Raw genomic sequence first — 16268 nt, forward strand, 5'->3', positions numbered from 1 at the left:
GATAGAATTACATTATTTGATCTGGTAATGGTACCAATCTGTAAGGAGCATATTTCAACATGGCAGGTCACTCTAAGTGGGCAAACACAAAGCATCGTAAAGCAAAACAAGATGCTAGCCGTGCTAAAGTTTTCACCAAATATATTCGTGAAATTGTAACAGCTGCAAAATTAGGTGGTGCGGATGCAGCAAGCAATCCTCGTCTACGTGCAGTCGTTGAAAAAGCCCTATCTGTCAATATGACCCGTGATGCAATTAACCGTGCAATCCAGCGTGGTGCTGGTGGTGAAGACAACGACGATTTAAACGAAGTCACTTATGAAGGTTATGGTGTTGGTGGTGTCGCTGTACTGGTCGAAACCATGACCGACAATCTCAACCGTACCGTACCGGATGTTCGTCATTGCTTTAGTAAAACAAACGGTAATTTGGGAACAAACGGTTCTGTGTCTTATCTATTTACCAAACGTGGTGAGATTTCTTTTGAGGATGTCTCTTTAGAAGATAAGATCATGGATGTTGCACTCGAGGCTGGTGCAGATGATATTGAAATTGAAGAAGATGGTATTTTAGTAATTACCTCGCCTGAAAGCTTTGGTGATGTACAAGATGCACTTACTGCAGCAGGTTTGAAATCTGATAACGCAGAAGTCGTGATGAGTCCATCGACAAAAGCTGAAATTACCGATATCGAACAAGCCAAACAAATCATGAAAATGATTGATATGCTTGAAGATCTTGATGATGTGCAAAACGTTTATACCAACGTCGAATTTTCAGAAGAAGTATTGGCACAGCTTGATGCCTAATATTTGCTAAAAGTTACATAAGAAACGCGCTTGATGCGCGTTTTTTATACTTTATTTAAAAGTTTATAGCAATTAAACACATTATATTCTTTAATAACAAAGCTTGAATGTAATGCGACGACATTATCAATCTTACCTATTCTGCGTAACAAAATATCACTGTAATTATCCATGTCTCGCGCTACCAACTCTAGAATAAAATCGGCACTCTGCCCAGTTACCAAAAAAGCATTAGTGACTTCTGGAATGTCTTCCAATTCAGCTAAAAATTTGTCGAAGGTCTCTGTGTCATGCTTGCTTAATGACACTTGAAGCAAAATATGCAAACTAAACCCAAGCTTAGTGAAATTAATATCACGTTTTAAATGACTCATGATATTAGATTCAATCAAGTGCTTGATCCGACGATGTACCGAGCTTACCGATAGATTAATTCTTTCCGATAGCTCATTCAGATTGAGATCTTCGTGAGTCAAAATTTCGAGAATCTGTTTATCGTAACGATCAAGCTCCATCACATCCCTACTTCTCTACCAATTAAAAACTCATTGTATTGTAGTTGAGGCACATTCACAAAACATAAAGTTATCGATCATATGTACGCTTATCTTTATCAAGAACTACAATGTAAAAAATTCTTCTAAGCACCAACTTGACTCAGAAACAATAAATTACGTATCTTTTTTGTGCTTTAGAAAAATTCTTTCAAATTATTGCTTCATTTTAGACCTTAGTAATATTGACTTGTAACAATAAAATACAGGATTATGAAGCGAAACTACATTGAAGTGGTTTTTTTAGACAAAAAGGGAACGTTTATTAACAATTTTTAAGAAATTGGCATTCTTTTTGTTATGTAAATCCCAAAAGTAAGTTTTACTTTTTTTATAATTAACGGAGTCGTCGTGAATAAACTTTAGCACTTAGCATGGGTACTATCGGGCTATCAACACTTGCTCTTCCTGCATATGCAGCAAGCAATACAGAAGTAGATGCTCTACGTAAAGAAGTCAATGAGCTTAAACAACTTGTCCAACAATTATCAACTCAGCAAAAAGCAGCTCCAGTTGTAATGGCTCCGCCTCCACCAGCACCTGTAATGGCTCAGGCACCTGCTCCAGCAGCACCGAGTAATGCAAAACCAGGTTGGTTCACACTTCCAGATGGTCAAACACAAGTTAAATTTTATGGTAGCATCCGTACTGATGCCACTTATGATTTTAAAGGCAACCCTTCACCAAATATTAATAACAATACCAGCTCAGTTCCACTCAACTCTGCGAATGCCACCAAAAACAATCTAAACGTTTCTGCGGCAACTACACGTTTTGGTTTTGATTTTTCTCGTCCAACAGATTTAGGTGAACTTACTGGTAAAATCGAAGCAGACTTTGCTGGTGGCATTGCGGCAGATAGTAGCTCTAGAACAACTAACGGTAATGGCTCTTTACGTGTTCGTCATGCGTATTTCTCTCTTGGCAAATGGTTAGTTGGTCAAACAACTTCTCCTTTTGTTAACACTGATACAGCACCAGAAACAGTCGACTTTAACGGCCCTATGGGTTATGGCTCAACCCGTACAGTACAAGTTCGATATACGCAACCAATTGATGCTAACCAAAAAGTGTTGCTAGCATTAGAAGGCGGTGATGTTGATAATTTCAACAGTTCAAACTCAACGGCAAATACTGCAACAAATACCACAACCTCTGGCGGTAACCGTCTTCCAGCTTTGACTGCTCGTTATGATATTTCTACAGCAGACAAAAAAGGCCTGTTACAGGTACATGGTTTAGTACATGAAAATCGTGTATCTATTGCTACGGCAACAAATAATACAGGTACAAACATTGATGAGACTAAACTCGGTTGGGGCGTAGGGGTTGGCGGTAAATATAGCTTAACACCAGCCGATACTGTATTTGCGAACTACTACCATGTGAAAGGTGACAACCGTTACCTGCTATATGGCAACTCTGCATACGTAGCAACAATCAACGGTACAAGTGTAGCTAATTCAACAGATGTTAGTATTTATGAAAGTGAATTTAACTCAGGTCTAGTCGGCTACTCACACAAATGGTCACCAAAATTGCGTTCAACTTTAGCTGCTGGTGCAATCTGGTATAAAGATAACGATAATTTTGCAGAAAAAGCTCCTAATTTGAACAAACAACTTTATAACGTTATTGTAAACAGTTTCTATACCCCGACTAAAAATGTAGATCTAGGTGTTGAATATACTTATGGTCAACGTGAAATTTTCGCTGATAAAACAGCGACAACTGATAACAAGGGTGACTACTCACGCTTAAACTTAATGGCTAAATATAGCTTCTAATTTAAGTTGAATTAACATCAAAAAAACCTCGCATATGCGGGGTTTTTTAATACGTTTTAAAGCGAATTCATAAAATGATATCTTGTTATTAAAGACAATTTATCAAACTTGATTTACTCTTTTGATTGATCAAATGTATGGGATCTAAATACTTTAATATTAAGTTAAATCGGTTAATTGCACTTGCGTTTTGGCTATAGCCTATCTAAAACTGAAATCAAGTCAAAGTTACGAATTAGATCCTTCTATAAACTGGCAAGATTATCCTCTAAATAAAAAGCCCAATCATTTGACTGGGCTTTTTAAGATAATTTATTGAAGCAGATTAATGCATAGCTTGAATTTTATCTAAGAATAATTTGGCACGTTCATGACGAGCATCAAGGTTTCCAAAAAACTCAGACGTTGGGCAATCTTCCAAAATCATGCCTTGATCCATGAAAATCAATCGATTAGAGACTTTCTTTGCAAAGCCCATTTCGTGAGTTACACACATCATGGTCATGCCTTCGTTTGCAAGCTGAACCATGACATCTAGTACCTCACCTACCATTTCTGGATCAAGTGCAGATGTTGGTTCGTCAAACAGCATACAGATCGGATCCATAGATAATCCACGAGCGATTGCTACACGCTGTTGCTGGCCACCAGAAAGCTGACCAGGAAATTTATCTTTGTGTGCCGAAAGGCCTACACGGTCAAGATACCCTAAACCTTTTTTGCGTGCTTCATCTTTGGAACGGTTCAACACTTTCATTTGAGCAATGGTGAGATTTTCCAATACTGTCATATGTGGAAATAACTCAAAATGCTGGAATACCATACCCACACGAGAACGAAATTTTGCAAGATTGGTCTTGGGATCACGTAAAGACACCCCATCCACCATAATATCGCCTTGCTGTATAGGCTCTAATGCATTTACAGTTTTGATCAATGTTGACTTACCCGAACCAGATGGTCCACAGACAACAACCACATCGCCTTTTTCAATACTTGTTGTACAGTCAGTGAGTACTTGGAAATCACCATACCATTTAGAGATATGTTGGATGTCTATCATTGGCATTTAAAAATCTCCAATCAGCGAATAATGGCAATTTTTTGCTGTAATCGTTTAACCAAGCGTGAAAGCAGGAACGAACTACAGAAATAAACCACAGCTACAATTAAATAAAAGGTTGCTTTAGTTTCTGGACCGTATGTATTGGCCAACGTATCTGCCCGACCAAGGAAATCTGGTGCACTGATGACATAAACCAAAGAAACGTCTTGAAACAGGATAATCGTTTGAGTGAGTAATACAGGTAACATGTTTCTAAATGCCTGAGGCAAAACAACATATTTCATCGATTGGCCATAGGTAAAACCTAGCGCATAACCTGCATTGACTTGACCACGAGATACCGACTGGATACCTGAACGTACAATTTCTGAGAAGAATGCGGCTTCAAAAATTGCAAATGTAATCACACTTGAAAATAAAGGCCCCCAATAAGTGTCAGATTGGAATTCAAACACTTTAGGCAACAGGAAATAAAAAATAAAAATAACCTGAATTAAAGGAATACCGCGAAATACATCCACATAAAATTTTGCAAAATTACTCGCAACAACGTTATTTGATAAACGCATCATCGCCAGAGGCGTACCAATGACAATACCACCAATCATTGCAAGTACGGTTACGGTCAGCGTGAAGATAAATCCTTCACTTAACGCATGTGTTACATCAGGATGCTGTAATAGACTAAAATCCATGATTACTTCCCTCCTGAACCGAGGCCAGGAACAGCCATACGCTTTTCAATCCATGCCATGATAAATTTAATGGTATAGGTGATCACCAAATAGACAGGTGTAGAGAGAATAAGGATGATGATGTCTTGCGAGGTTTCTTCACGCATGGTTTTGGTATATGCAAAAAAGTTTAATACACTTAATGCATATAACACAGCCGAGTTTTTAAACACATTCATCGCTTCAGACGTAATTGTCGGCCACACAGTACGGTATGCGACTGGGAGAATGACATAACGATAGCTTTGACCTGTGGTGAAACCCATTGCAGAAGCAGCAAATTTTTGACCACTTGAAACGGTATTAATACCTGCGCGAATATGTTCCGAGACACGTGCAGCCGTATATAGCCCCAATGCAAACACACCAATCACAGCAGGATGATTATTCAGGATATTTTTCCACCAACCTCCTGCGACAACCTCTCCACTACCAGAGCTCAGTGAAGCGGGTAATAACTCAGGAAATACAAAAGCCCAAAAGAATAATTGAACAATTAAAGGAATATTACGAAAAATTTCAACATAGGTATCGCCAATCAATGCCAAAGGTTTATTTGGCAAAGTGCGGATAATCCCTAATAACGAGCCTAAGAAAAAAGCGATTAAAAATGCGGCTACTGCCGTCCAGATCATGGTGACCACACCAGAACCTAGCATTTGCAACCAAGTTGGTGCATCGGCATATTGAGAATAACTTGAGCTGCCTATCGCTTTACAGACCGATTCCGCTCAAGCTGCTTTATCGACACTAAATTCATTCGATTCAGCACAGAATACAGTCCAGTTTAATGAGCCGACTGACATAGATGCCCCTTATAAAAGATTAAAAATACAGCTTATGTACAGTGAGTAACCTCACTGTACATTTTTTTATGAGCTGCAAATCAAAAGAGTTTTTTTAGAGCTTAGATACCTTCATCTGTCGGATGAGCTTTTAGTTTTTTGAATGATGCGCTTTGAGCCATGTTGAGGTTGGTGTTTTTAGGTGGAATTGCTGACTGGAACCATTTCTTATAAAGTTTGTCCATCTGACCAGTTTTCCACATACCAGTTACGGTACGATCAGCCAATGCTTTGAACTTTGGATCATCTTTTGCAATCATGATGCCATATGGCTCAGATGAAAGTACTGGCCCAACAATAGCAAACTCTTTAGGGTTAGATGATTTTGCAATCAAACCAGCAAGAATATTATCATCCATTACAAATGCAGCAGCACGTCCTGAAGCCATCATTGCAAATGAGTCAGCGTGATCCTTACCATAAATGTTTTGTACATTAATGGATTGACCTTTTTCGTTCATTTTAATGTATTTATCTGAAGTCGTACCTTGAGTTGTTACAACTGCTTTACCATTCAAATCAGCAAGACTCTTAATACCTGAGTTTGCCTTAACCGCCATACGAACTTCTGTTGCGTAATAATTGGTAGAGAAACCTACTTGTTGCTGACGTTGTTTAGAATTTGTTGTTGTTCCACATTCCATATCAATATTGCCAGAAAGCAATTCTGGAATACGTGTAGATGAAGTTACCGCCTTGTATTCGACTTTAAGATTAGGCATTTTCAGCTCTTTCTTAATGTCATTGGCAAAATTATTACAAATATCTACAGCATAACCAACTGGCTTACCTGCGACAACATAAGAAATCGGATCAGATGATTCACGATGTCCAATAATGATTTTTCCACTGCTTTTGATTTTAGCCAAAGTATCCGCAGCTTGAACCTGAGTCGCTCCTCCAACTGTACAAATCATGAATGCTGATACAAGTAGTGAGGTTGCAGAATGTTTCATAAAAACTCCTTGATTATACTTAGCTATTATTTATACATTTGAGGATTATTCAAACTTACTAAAAAATAGCTCTCATTTCCTTTAAAGCAATTATCAAGCCAACTTTTAATTGTTACTTATCATTGACCGATGTGAGTATTTTTACATGCTTTTACATACAAATTAAAAGCCTTAAAATTCATTTTCGGCTAGACTTTAGTCTTATCCTTGACTGCTTTAATTTATTTTAACGCCAAAATCTTTTTTTAAAAGCTTTTTTTTCGTAAAAACATGAACCAAGTCTCATATTTTTTATTTTATTGCATCTTTTTAGTGCCATAAAATTTATCCAAGTTCTATTTTGGATCATTAGTTAACGAGATACTTATTTTTATACTTAATAAATAAAACAAATTATCATGCAAATAAATGATGAAAATAATATTAAAAAATTATTAAGTTATTTTTATAAATTATGATTGCTTTTTCGGCATTCGATGTAAAAAATATATTTTCGTAATGCATCACAGCAATTAAACCTAATGCTCAATATCTACTTGCATATAATCTAATTTTAAAATAGATCTGATTTCTGACCATACGCCAACTCAGACATCAGATCTATGAATTACTACATACCACGCCAATCTACACGCGCATTACGCTCGGTCTCATAGATTCTTTGTACATACTGACCCAGCGGGAGACTTAAAATATATTGTTTGTATTCTTCCAATTCGGTAGAAATGACCTCACTACTTTCAATTTCCCAAGGTGTTCCCTTGATATGTAAAAGAGGTGCAACGATTGAACATACAGCGATATCTGCCAAACCTAGTCTGTCTCCAACAAAATAACGCCCATAATTTTCAATCAGTCTATCATTTAATTCGATGATCAATTCATCCATGCGTTGCTTTGATAATGCAATCTTATCCTGCTCCAACTCATAACTTTTTTTCACCAATGTTTTTAAAATTGGTTTGGAAAACTTTTCAAATTGACGTAAATAACCCTGCTCACCCATCATGATTTCAATAGGTTCATCGCTATAGGACAATGCCTGTGCCAATGTCCAGCGACGTACATGAATGCCTAGTTCATCAGCAATTTCATCTATTTTGAGCGCATTGTCTCTTAACAACTGATCTCTACGTAATAAAGAATGCTCAGGATAAGTGTCATCTAAATATAGTGCAATGGGTGTAGATTGAGCGACCCAACGAGAGTCATCTTTAAGTATGGGAAGCTTGTTTTGTCCTGTTTTTAACTGGGCAAAAGCACGATGAAATCCAGGAATAAGATTGTGTGCAATATAATCTAACTCTTTATGATCCAGCAACCAGCGAGCTTTTTCACAGTAATGGGATAAAGGAAACTGGTATAAAACCCGCATATGCACTCCAGATTATTTTTCTATTCAACAAAAAGTAAGACATCATTTTATTACTTTAGAAGTAACTGATACTGAAAACAATGTACTTTTTGTGCCAACCATATGTCTAAATCGCCTATTGTTTTATTGATTTTTCTAACAACCTTATGAAGACCAGCGCATAAATCATATTTTTCAAAATGCTTATGATTTAACAAAAACAGTAGGTTACTGATTTAGATAGAATTATTTTATATATAAAAATGATTAATTTAGATTAAAAAGAATTAAGTATTTTTCTTCATAACGTTCGCTTAATCGATAATTTAAGCTAAGAATATAAATATTCTAAGGTATTGATATCTAATGTAGGTATCACTATGTCTGAATTAATTTTTTCTAGATCTAAAACCGCTCATCTTATCAAAAATGATCAGCAAGCAATTAATGCGGCCTATCAGGTGGCAGATTTTGCATTAGAAGGTCGTAATGTCCGAGATCAACAAAGAATTTTACCATTTGAGGAAATTGAACAGTTTAGCCTAAAAGGTTTAGGTGGTATCCGTATTCCGAAACGTTACGGTGGTGCTTTTATTTCCAATAAAACATTGGCTCAAGTATTCCGGATTTTAAATAAAGCCGATTCGAGTTTGGGACAAATTCCTCAAAATCAAATTAGTTTGCTTCACCTGATTGATCTCATGGGGACAGAATCTCAAAAGCAATTTATTTATAGTGAAATCTTATCAGGGAAACGTCTTGCCAACGGCGGACCAGAAAAAAATACCAAAGATTCTAAAACACTACAGACCACACTAACGCTTAGAAATGGCGAATATTATCTGGACGGTGAAAAGTTCTACTCAACAGGAAGTATTTTTGCGCATTGGCTTGCAATTAAAGCAATTCATCCTAAAGGTCATGTGGTGTTGGTGGTGGTTGAGCATGATAGCTCGGGGATCGAAATCATCAATGACTGGAATGGTTTTGGGCAACGTACTACGGCAAGCGGGACCGTGAAGCTCAATCAAGTCAAAGTCGATCCAAATCTGATTTTTGATGAGCGAATTCTGTCACAGGTACCTACTTATCGAGGTGCCTATTCACAACTTTTACAAGTTGCTATTGATGTCGGTATTGCTGAAGCAGCATTTTCAGATCTCATTTCAACTGTAAAAAAAGCACGGCCAATTATAGATGCACATGTCGAGAAAGCTTCTTTAGAACCATTTACCTTACAAGAAACAGGCAAACTTAATGTTTTGTTAGACGCTGCAATTTTATTACTTGATGAAGCCGCCGATTATTTAGATGAGTTAGACCAACTTCAACAGATCACTGAACAGCAGGCAGCCCAAGCTTCGATTTTAGTCGCTCATGCCAAAGTCTATGCCAATGATGCTGCGTTACAAATTTCTGAAAAATTGCTTGAACTTGGTGGTAGTCGCGCAAGCCTTAGCCAGTTCAATCTTGATCAGCATTGGCGTAATGCACGCGTACATACTTTGCACGACCCTGTGCGCTGGAAAATACATGCCATTGGTAACTATTACCTGAACGGTACCTTACCTGCTCGCCATGCATGGATCTAAGGAGAAAATGATGACATCTTATCAAACCATTATACAAAATCATCAGCCTCTCGCTCCTGCCCGCTATACGGCAAAACGCATCATAAAAAATGATGCTGAAGCACTTCAAATTGCAACAGAACTGAGTCAAAGCTTTAAAGAAAAAAGTATTCAGCGTGATGCTGAACGAGTTTTACCCTTTGATGAAATTGAAGCGTTTAGCCAGTCTGGACTTTGGGCAATTACTGTACCTAAACGCTACGGTGGTGCAGAAGTTTCAAGTTTAACTTTAGCAAAAATTATTGCCTTGTTTAGTGGTGTAGACGGATCTATAGGTCAGATTCCGCAAAACCATTTTTATGCCTTAGAAGTGCTACGCAATACGGGTACAGAACAACAAAAGCAACGTCTGTATCAGGAGGTATTATCAGGTTTGCGTTTAGGCAATGCACTTGCAGAATTCAAACCTAAAAATGCAAGTTTGAAGCAAACCCAGATCAAGGCTATCGAAACAGGATATGTTATTAATGGCGAGAAATTTTACTGTACAGGCAGTTTATTTGCGCATCGCATCCCGACTTTAGTCATCGATGAAGAAGGTCGTGAATATTTAGCCTTTGTGAGAAGTGATAGCGAAGGACTTAGCTTGATCGATAACTGGACAGGTTTTGGCCAACGAGTAACAGGCAGTGGAGGCGTTAAGTTCACTCAGGTATTCGTTGCTGCCGAAGATGTCATTCCTTTTGACAGTGCATTTCAACACCCAACTTTGGTCGGACCATTTGCTCAACTTATGCATGCTGCAATAGAAGTTGGAATTGCTCGTGCTGCATTTGAAGAAGCCTTAAAACGTGTACATGCAGCACGGCCATGGATTGACTCAAATGTTGATGCAGCAGCTCAAGATCCACTGACAATCTATGAAATTGGCCGTGTAGCAGCAGACGTCCATGCCAGCGAAGCCTTACTTAAACATGCTGCTTTAACTATCGATGAAGTTCGCCTAAATACAAATGTAGAAACGATTGCCAAGGCATCTATAGCAGTCGCCAAAATACGTGCTCATAGTACAGAAACCGCACTTAAAGCATCATCAAAACTGATTGAACTGGCAGGAAGTCGTGGCAGTCAAAGTGTAGATGGCCTAGACAGATTCTGGCGTAACGCACGAGTACATACGCTGCATGATGCAGCACGCTGGAAATATTACTTTATTGGAAACTACGTATTAAACGATATATTTCCGCCACGAAGAGGGACATTGTAATGACAGAAACCACACAAAAGCACATTTTACTCAATGCTTTTGATATGAATAGTGTGGGACATATCAATCATGGCCTTTGGACACATCCACGTGATGAATCACATCGTTTTAGTGAGTTAAGTTATTGGACCGATCTCGCAAAGACACTCGAAGCAGGTTTATTTGATGGTTTATTTATTGCCGATATCACAGGTGTTTATGATGTCTATCAAAACAATATCGACCTGACTTTACGCGAATCTATTCAGTTACCTAGTCATGATCCGAGTACTCTTGTTTCTGCCATGGCGGCGGTCACACAACATTTAGGTTTTGGCATTACTGTCAATTTAAGTTACGAAACGCCCTATCAGTTTGCACGCCGTTTTGCATCTTTGGATCATCTGACTCAAGGACGTATTGGCTGGAATATCGTGACTGGTTATCTTGATAGTGCCGAGCGTCTTATTGGTCAATCTGGACTTAAAGATCATGATTTACGCTATGAACAGGCAGAAGAATTTTTACAGCTTTGCTATAAGTACTGGGAAGGTTCCTGGGAACATGATGCGGTAGAGAAAGACAAACATCATCGTATTTTTACCAATCCATCCAAAGTACATGAAATACATCATGAAGGACGTTTTTATCAGAGCCATGGTGTTTTTCAGGTATCGCCTTCGCGACAGCGCACCCCTGTCCTTTTTCAGGCAGGCGCCTCTACGCGGGGTATAAAGTTCGCAACCTCACATGCTGAATGTATCTTTATTGGCGGCGATACTCCTGAAAAACTTCGCCAGCAAGTGATCAAAATTCGTGAACAAGCTGCTCAACAAGGTCGTAATCCTTCAGATATTAAAATCTTTGTTGGTATTACAGTAGTGACTGCTGAAACAACACAACGCGCACAACAGAAGCTTGAGGAATATCGCCATTATGCCAGTCCAGAAGCTGGACTTGCCCACTATGCCAGCTCAGTCGGTATTGATTTATCGAAGTTTGCTGATGATGAAATCATCCCTTATCAAAAAAGTAACAGTATTGCTTCAGTGAATGAGAAATTCAGAGCACAGCAAATCAGCAAAAATGACTTAAAAAACCAGCATGTGCTTGGTGGTCGCTATCCACTCATTGTTGGAAGTGGACATGACGTTGCTGAACAATTAATTCAGCTCATTGATAGCACAGGAATTGATGGATTTAACTTGACGCGTACGGTAGCGCCTGAATCTCATCATGATTTTATTCGTTTTGTGATTCCAGAGCTACAACAACGTGGACGCTTCAAAACAGCTTACAAAACTGGTTCTTTTCGTCAAAAAATTTCGGGATATGGTGACTTATTGCCTTTGACACATCCAGTCGAACAATATCGATGTTCATCTTCTACATCTTCAATGCATTCATTTAAACACAAAAAAATTACAGCATAATTCTTGGAGTCTTCGATGGCACAGTCATCTTCATCTAAAAAACTGATTATTTTTGGAACCTTATTTGTCATTCTCATCGTTGGTTTGTTTATCTGGAATAAGAACAGACAAAGTCAGAATCAGGAGTTAGTGATTGGCATTAGTCCACCTTTCGCACATCCGCTTCAAGCTGCTGCTAAAGAGGCAGAAAAGCAAGGGATCCACGTTAAACTGGTCGAGTTTTCAGACTGGAATACACCGAATATCACGTTAAATAACGGCGATATTGATGCCAACTTCTTTCAACATCAACCTTTTTTGAATAATGCAATTAAAGAAGGTGGTTATAAGCTCAAAGCTTTTGGTGTAGGTGCGGCATCACACGTGGGCCTTTATTCAAAAAAATATAAATCTTTAAATGACTTACCTCAAAATGCACGTGTGGTGGTTCCAAATGATCCAGTCAATCAAGGACGTGCCCTATTGCTATTACAACAGGCTAAATTGATCCAGCTAAAAGATCCAAACAACTATTTGTCCAAACTCAGTGATATTTCTTCGAATCCAAAGAACCTGAAATTTGTAGAAGTTGAAGGTCCTCAAACTGCCCGTGCTATTGACGATGTCGATTTGGCTTTTGGATATCCCCATTATTTACGTCTTGCAAAAACGGCAGATCCTGAAAGTGCTTTAGTACTAGACGATACTACCAATACTCGATACGCAATTTTATTTGTCGTGCGTGATGACTATGAAGATAAAGGCGATAAGCTAAAGAGATTTATCGAAATTTATCAGAACTCACCACAGGTAAAAGCTGCGCTTGATCAGGACTTAGGACCAACACTTTGGTTTAAGGGCTGGAAGTAAGCACTAAAATAAGGAGAGTCATATGGTCAGTTTTGGTTCACACACAGATTTTTCAGTTCCGCACATTCAGATCCGCGCATTAAATAAAACCTATGCCAGTCAAGGGCAGCATGTTCATGCTCTTAAAGATATTGATCTAGATATTCCTGAAGGTAAAATTTTAGGGATTATCGGAAAAAGCGGTGCTGGAAAGTCTTCTTTAATTCGCACACTGAATGGACTTGAACATCCGAGTTCAGGATCCATCAAGATTTATCAAAATGAGCTAACGACACTGGATCATGATCACCTGATTAAATTACGCCAGCGAATTGGCATGATTTTCCAGCACTTCAATTTAATGTCTGCTAAAACCGTCTGGGAAAATGTCGCACTTCCACTAAAAGTTTCTGGATATGACAAAGCAGAAATCAAAAATCGTGTCGATGAAGTACTTTCTTTGGTTGGTCTTGCTCATAAAGCAGATCAATATCCTGCTCAACTTTCTGGTGGACAAAAGCAACGTGTTGGCATCGCCAGAGCACTGGTGCATCATCCAGAAATATTATTATGTGATGAAGCGACATCCGCTTTGGATCCTGAAAGCACTTCAGTGATTTTAAATCTACTTAAACAAATTAATCAGGAACTGGGTATCACCATTGTACTGATTACTCACGAAATGCAGGTCATACGGGAAATTTGTGATCAGGTCGTAGTGATTGATCATGGTGAAATTGTAGAGTCTGGACAAGTCTGGTCGGTATTTTCCAATCCAGTACAGCCCATTACTCAAGAATTACTGAGCCTTGAGCAACTCGAACTTCCCTTTGATCTTCATCGTGAAATTAATGCTAACTCAACTCATAGCATTCTTAGAATCAAGTATCAAAGCGAAGCACATCGTTCGCCAGATTTAAACAATATCTTATCCAGCTTTGATACACCCGTATATTTATATCAAAGCCATATCGATACGATTCAGCAACATCTGATTGGAAATCTTATTATTGGAATCCCAAAACTAGATTTGAATATTAATACGCTACAACAAAAGCTTCTGCCATTTATTCATCATATCGAGGTGATCGGTTATGCACGACCAACTCATTGACTTACTGATTACAGGAACCATCGATACGCTTTTGATGGTCGGCGTTTCTGCTTTTCTAGCCTTTCTAATGGGTCTGCCTTTAGCAGTCATTCTAGTCTGCACCTCAGAACACGGAATTTACCCTTCTTTAAAAATTAATCAGCCAATTGGCTGGATCATCAATATCACACGCTCCATTCCATTTTTAATTTTAATGGTAGCTTTGATTCCCATCACACGCTGGATTGTGGGAACAAGTTATGGTGTTTGGGCCGCAGTGGTTCCCCTCACGCTCGCTGCTACGCCTTTTTTTGCTCGTATTGCAGAAGTGAGTTTACGTGAGGTCGATCAGGGTTTAATTGAAGCAGCACAAGCCATGGGCTGTAACCGTAAACAAATCATTTGGCATGTGTTACTCCCAGAAGCACTGCCAGGCATTGTTGCAGGTTTTACTGTCACCATTGTCACCATGATTAACTCTTCAGCAATTGCAGGTGCCATTGGTGCAGGGGGGCTGGGCGACATTGCCTACCGATATGGTTATCAGCGCTTTGATTTAACCGTGATGTTTGCCGTCATTTTGGTCCTCATTGTACTGGTTATGCTGATTCAAGCCACGGGCGATACACTTTCAAATCAGCTCGATAAACGTAAAATCTAAACTTCTTTATGATTCACACCATGCCATGACCTGACTTTGTCATGGCTTTCATGTAAAATCAGCCTCAATTTTTAATTTACATTTTTTGTGAGTCATTTCATGGGTTTTAATTGCGGTATTGTCGGTCTGCCAAACGTTGGTAAATCAACTCTGTTTAATGCATTGACCAAAGCAGCGATTGCAGCAGAAAACTTTCCATTTTGTACCATTGAGCCAAATACTGGGATTGTTCCTGTACCTGATGCACGCTTAGACAAACTTGCAGCAATTGTAAAACCTCAGCGAATCTTACCTACCACAATGGAATTTGTGGATATTGCGGGTCTGGTGGCTGGTGCATCGAAAGGTGAAGGTCTTGGTAACCAGTTTCTTGCCAATATTCGTGAAACCGATGCGATTGCCCACGTGGTACGTTGTTTTGAAGATGAAAATGTCATTCACGTGAATGGCAAAATCGATCCACTTGATGATATCGCAACCATCAACACTGAGCTTGCATTGGCCGATTTAGATACTGTCGCAAAAGCTCTTCTCCGTTTGACCAAAGTTGCAAAAAGTGGTGATAAGGAAGCTTTAGCAACCAAAGCCGTATTGGAAAAAATTCAGCCATTACTGGATGAAGGCAAACCAGCACGAGCAGCAGACCTGAGCGATGATGAACGTAAATTGATTCGTGGCTTTGGTTTAATGACGTTAAAACCAACCATGTATATTGCAAATGTGGCAGAAGACGGTTTTGAAAACAATCCACATTTAGATGCTGTAAAAAAATTAGCTGCCGAAGAAAATGCGATTGTCGTTCCACTCTGTAACCAAATTGAAGCTGAAATTTCATTGCTGGAAGATGAAGATCGTGCAGAGTTTCTTGAAGCAATGGGAATGGAAGAACCAGGCCTAAACGTCGTGATCCGTGCTGGTTATGCGCTACTTGGCTTACAAACATACTTTACTGCAGGCGTGCAAGAAGTTCGTGCTTGGACAGTAAAAGTAGGTGCAACTGCCCCACAAGCTGCTGGTGTGATTCATACCGATTTTGAGAAAGGCTTTATTCGCGCTGAATGTGTTGCATATGATGACTTTGTTCAATACAACGGCGAGGCAGGTGCAAAAGAAGCAGGTAAATGGCGCTTAGAAGGCAAAACTTACGTGGTTCAAGATGGTGATGTGCTGCATTTCCGCTTTAACGTTTAAAAAATTTAATAAAAAGGCCAGCGAAAGCTGGCTTTTTTATTAGAAATACAAAAAATTAAATAAAAAAGATAATAATAATGATTATCAATATATTTACATAATCTATAACTTCTCCTAAACTCGAATTGATCTACATATTG

14 protein-coding genes and 1 pseudogene are annotated in these 16268 nt (G+C 38.8%); 9 read left to right on the top strand and 6 right to left on the bottom strand.

Features of this window, described 5'->3' with window-relative positions:
- Positions 1 to 59 precede the first annotated feature (59 nt).
- Positions 60 to 809, top strand: a complete 750-nt coding sequence (locus F952_RS11190; protein WP_004927476.1) for a YebC/PmpR family DNA-binding transcriptional regulator — start codon at positions 60 to 62, stop codon at positions 807 to 809.
- 44 nt (positions 810 to 853) lie between these two features.
- On the opposite strand, the gene F952_RS11195 is transcribed toward F952_RS11190, so the two are convergent.
- Positions 854 to 1324, bottom strand: coding sequence for an Lrp/AsnC family transcriptional regulator (locus tag F952_RS11195; RefSeq protein ID WP_004927479.1), 471 nt, complete (start codon positions 1322 to 1324; stop codon positions 854 to 856).
- A 413-nt stretch (positions 1325 to 1737) separates the two neighbouring features.
- Between F952_RS11195 and F952_RS11200 the strand changes: the two genes are divergently transcribed.
- On the top strand, positions 1738 to 3150 hold the full coding sequence (locus tag F952_RS11200; protein WP_004927481.1) for a DcaP family trimeric outer membrane transporter: 1413 nt from the start codon (positions 1738 to 1740) through the stop codon (positions 3148 to 3150).
- Positions 3151 to 3475: 325 nt separating this feature from the next.
- Here the strand turns inward: F952_RS11200 and F952_RS11205 are convergent, their stop codons facing one another.
- The 5 genes and pseudogenes from F952_RS11205 to F952_RS11225 all read right to left on the bottom strand — a co-directional run bounded on the left by F952_RS11205 (position 3476) and on the right by F952_RS11225 (position 8126).
- Complete coding sequence (locus tag F952_RS11205) at positions 3476 to 4219, bottom strand: amino acid ABC transporter ATP-binding protein (RefSeq protein ID WP_004927482.1); 744 nt, start codon at positions 4217 to 4219, stop codon at positions 3476 to 3478.
- Between the two features lie 14 nt (positions 4220 to 4233).
- Positions 4234 to 4911, bottom strand: coding sequence for an amino acid ABC transporter permease (locus F952_RS11210; protein ID WP_004927485.1), 678 nt, complete (start codon positions 4909 to 4911; stop codon positions 4234 to 4236).
- 2 nt (positions 4912 to 4913) lie between these two features.
- Positions 4914 to 5756 (bottom strand): annotated as a pseudogene (locus tag F952_RS11215) (amino acid ABC transporter permease).
- Positions 5757 to 5857: 101 nt separating this feature from the next.
- A complete protein-coding gene (locus tag F952_RS11220) occupies positions 5858 to 6751 on the bottom strand; it encodes an amino acid ABC transporter substrate-binding protein (protein ID WP_004927489.1) in 894 nt (297 codons plus the stop codon).
- Positions 6752 to 7361: 610 nt separating this feature from the next.
- Positions 7362 to 8126, bottom strand: a complete 765-nt coding sequence (locus tag F952_RS11225; RefSeq protein ID WP_004927491.1) for a glutathione S-transferase family protein — start codon at positions 8124 to 8126, stop codon at positions 7362 to 7364.
- Positions 8127 to 8485: 359 nt separating this feature from the next.
- Here F952_RS11225 and F952_RS11230 point away from each other — a divergent pair, with 359 nt between their 5' ends.
- From F952_RS11230 to ychF, 7 genes are all read left to right on the top strand, one after another.
- Entirely contained in the window at positions 8486 to 9697 is a 1212-nt protein-coding gene (locus F952_RS11230; protein ID WP_004927492.1) for an SfnB family sulfur acquisition oxidoreductase, read from the top strand.
- Positions 9698 to 9707: 10 nt separating this feature from the next.
- Positions 9708 to 10943 carry an SfnB family sulfur acquisition oxidoreductase gene (locus F952_RS11235; protein ID WP_004927494.1) on the top strand — a complete coding sequence of 412 codons (1236 nt, stop codon included), beginning with the start codon at positions 9708 to 9710 and terminating at the stop codon, positions 10941 to 10943.
- Positions 10943 to 12355 carry an LLM class flavin-dependent oxidoreductase gene (locus F952_RS11240; protein ID WP_004927496.1) on the top strand — a complete coding sequence of 471 codons (1413 nt, stop codon included), beginning with the start codon at positions 10943 to 10945 and terminating at the stop codon, positions 12353 to 12355. Before F952_RS11235 ends, F952_RS11240 begins: the two co-directional genes overlap by 1 nt.
- Positions 12356 to 12370: 15 nt before the next feature.
- Positions 12371 to 13204, top strand: a complete 834-nt coding sequence (locus tag F952_RS11245; RefSeq protein ID WP_004927498.1) for a MetQ/NlpA family ABC transporter substrate-binding protein — start codon at positions 12371 to 12373, stop codon at positions 13202 to 13204.
- A 22-nt stretch (positions 13205 to 13226) separates the two neighbouring features.
- Complete coding sequence (locus tag F952_RS11250) at positions 13227 to 14297, top strand: methionine ABC transporter ATP-binding protein (RefSeq protein WP_004927501.1); 1071 nt, start codon at positions 13227 to 13229, stop codon at positions 14295 to 14297.
- Positions 14278 to 14937 carry a methionine ABC transporter permease gene (locus tag F952_RS11255; RefSeq protein WP_004927502.1) on the top strand — a complete coding sequence of 220 codons (660 nt, stop codon included), beginning with the start codon at positions 14278 to 14280 and terminating at the stop codon, positions 14935 to 14937. The genes F952_RS11250 and F952_RS11255 overlap by 20 nt, the downstream gene beginning before the upstream one ends.
- 99 nt (positions 14938 to 15036) lie before the next feature.
- The gene (ychF, locus tag F952_RS11260; RefSeq protein ID WP_004927506.1) at positions 15037 to 16128 is read left to right on the top strand and encodes a redox-regulated ATPase YchF; all 1092 of its coding nucleotides are present in this window, start codon (positions 15037 to 15039) and stop codon (positions 16126 to 16128) included.
- Positions 16129 to 16268 lie beyond the last annotated feature (140 nt).

Source organism: Acinetobacter baylyi DSM 14961 = CIP 107474 (assembly GCF_000368685.1).
Lineage (GTDB): Bacteria > Pseudomonadota > Gammaproteobacteria > Pseudomonadales > Moraxellaceae > Acinetobacter > Acinetobacter baylyi.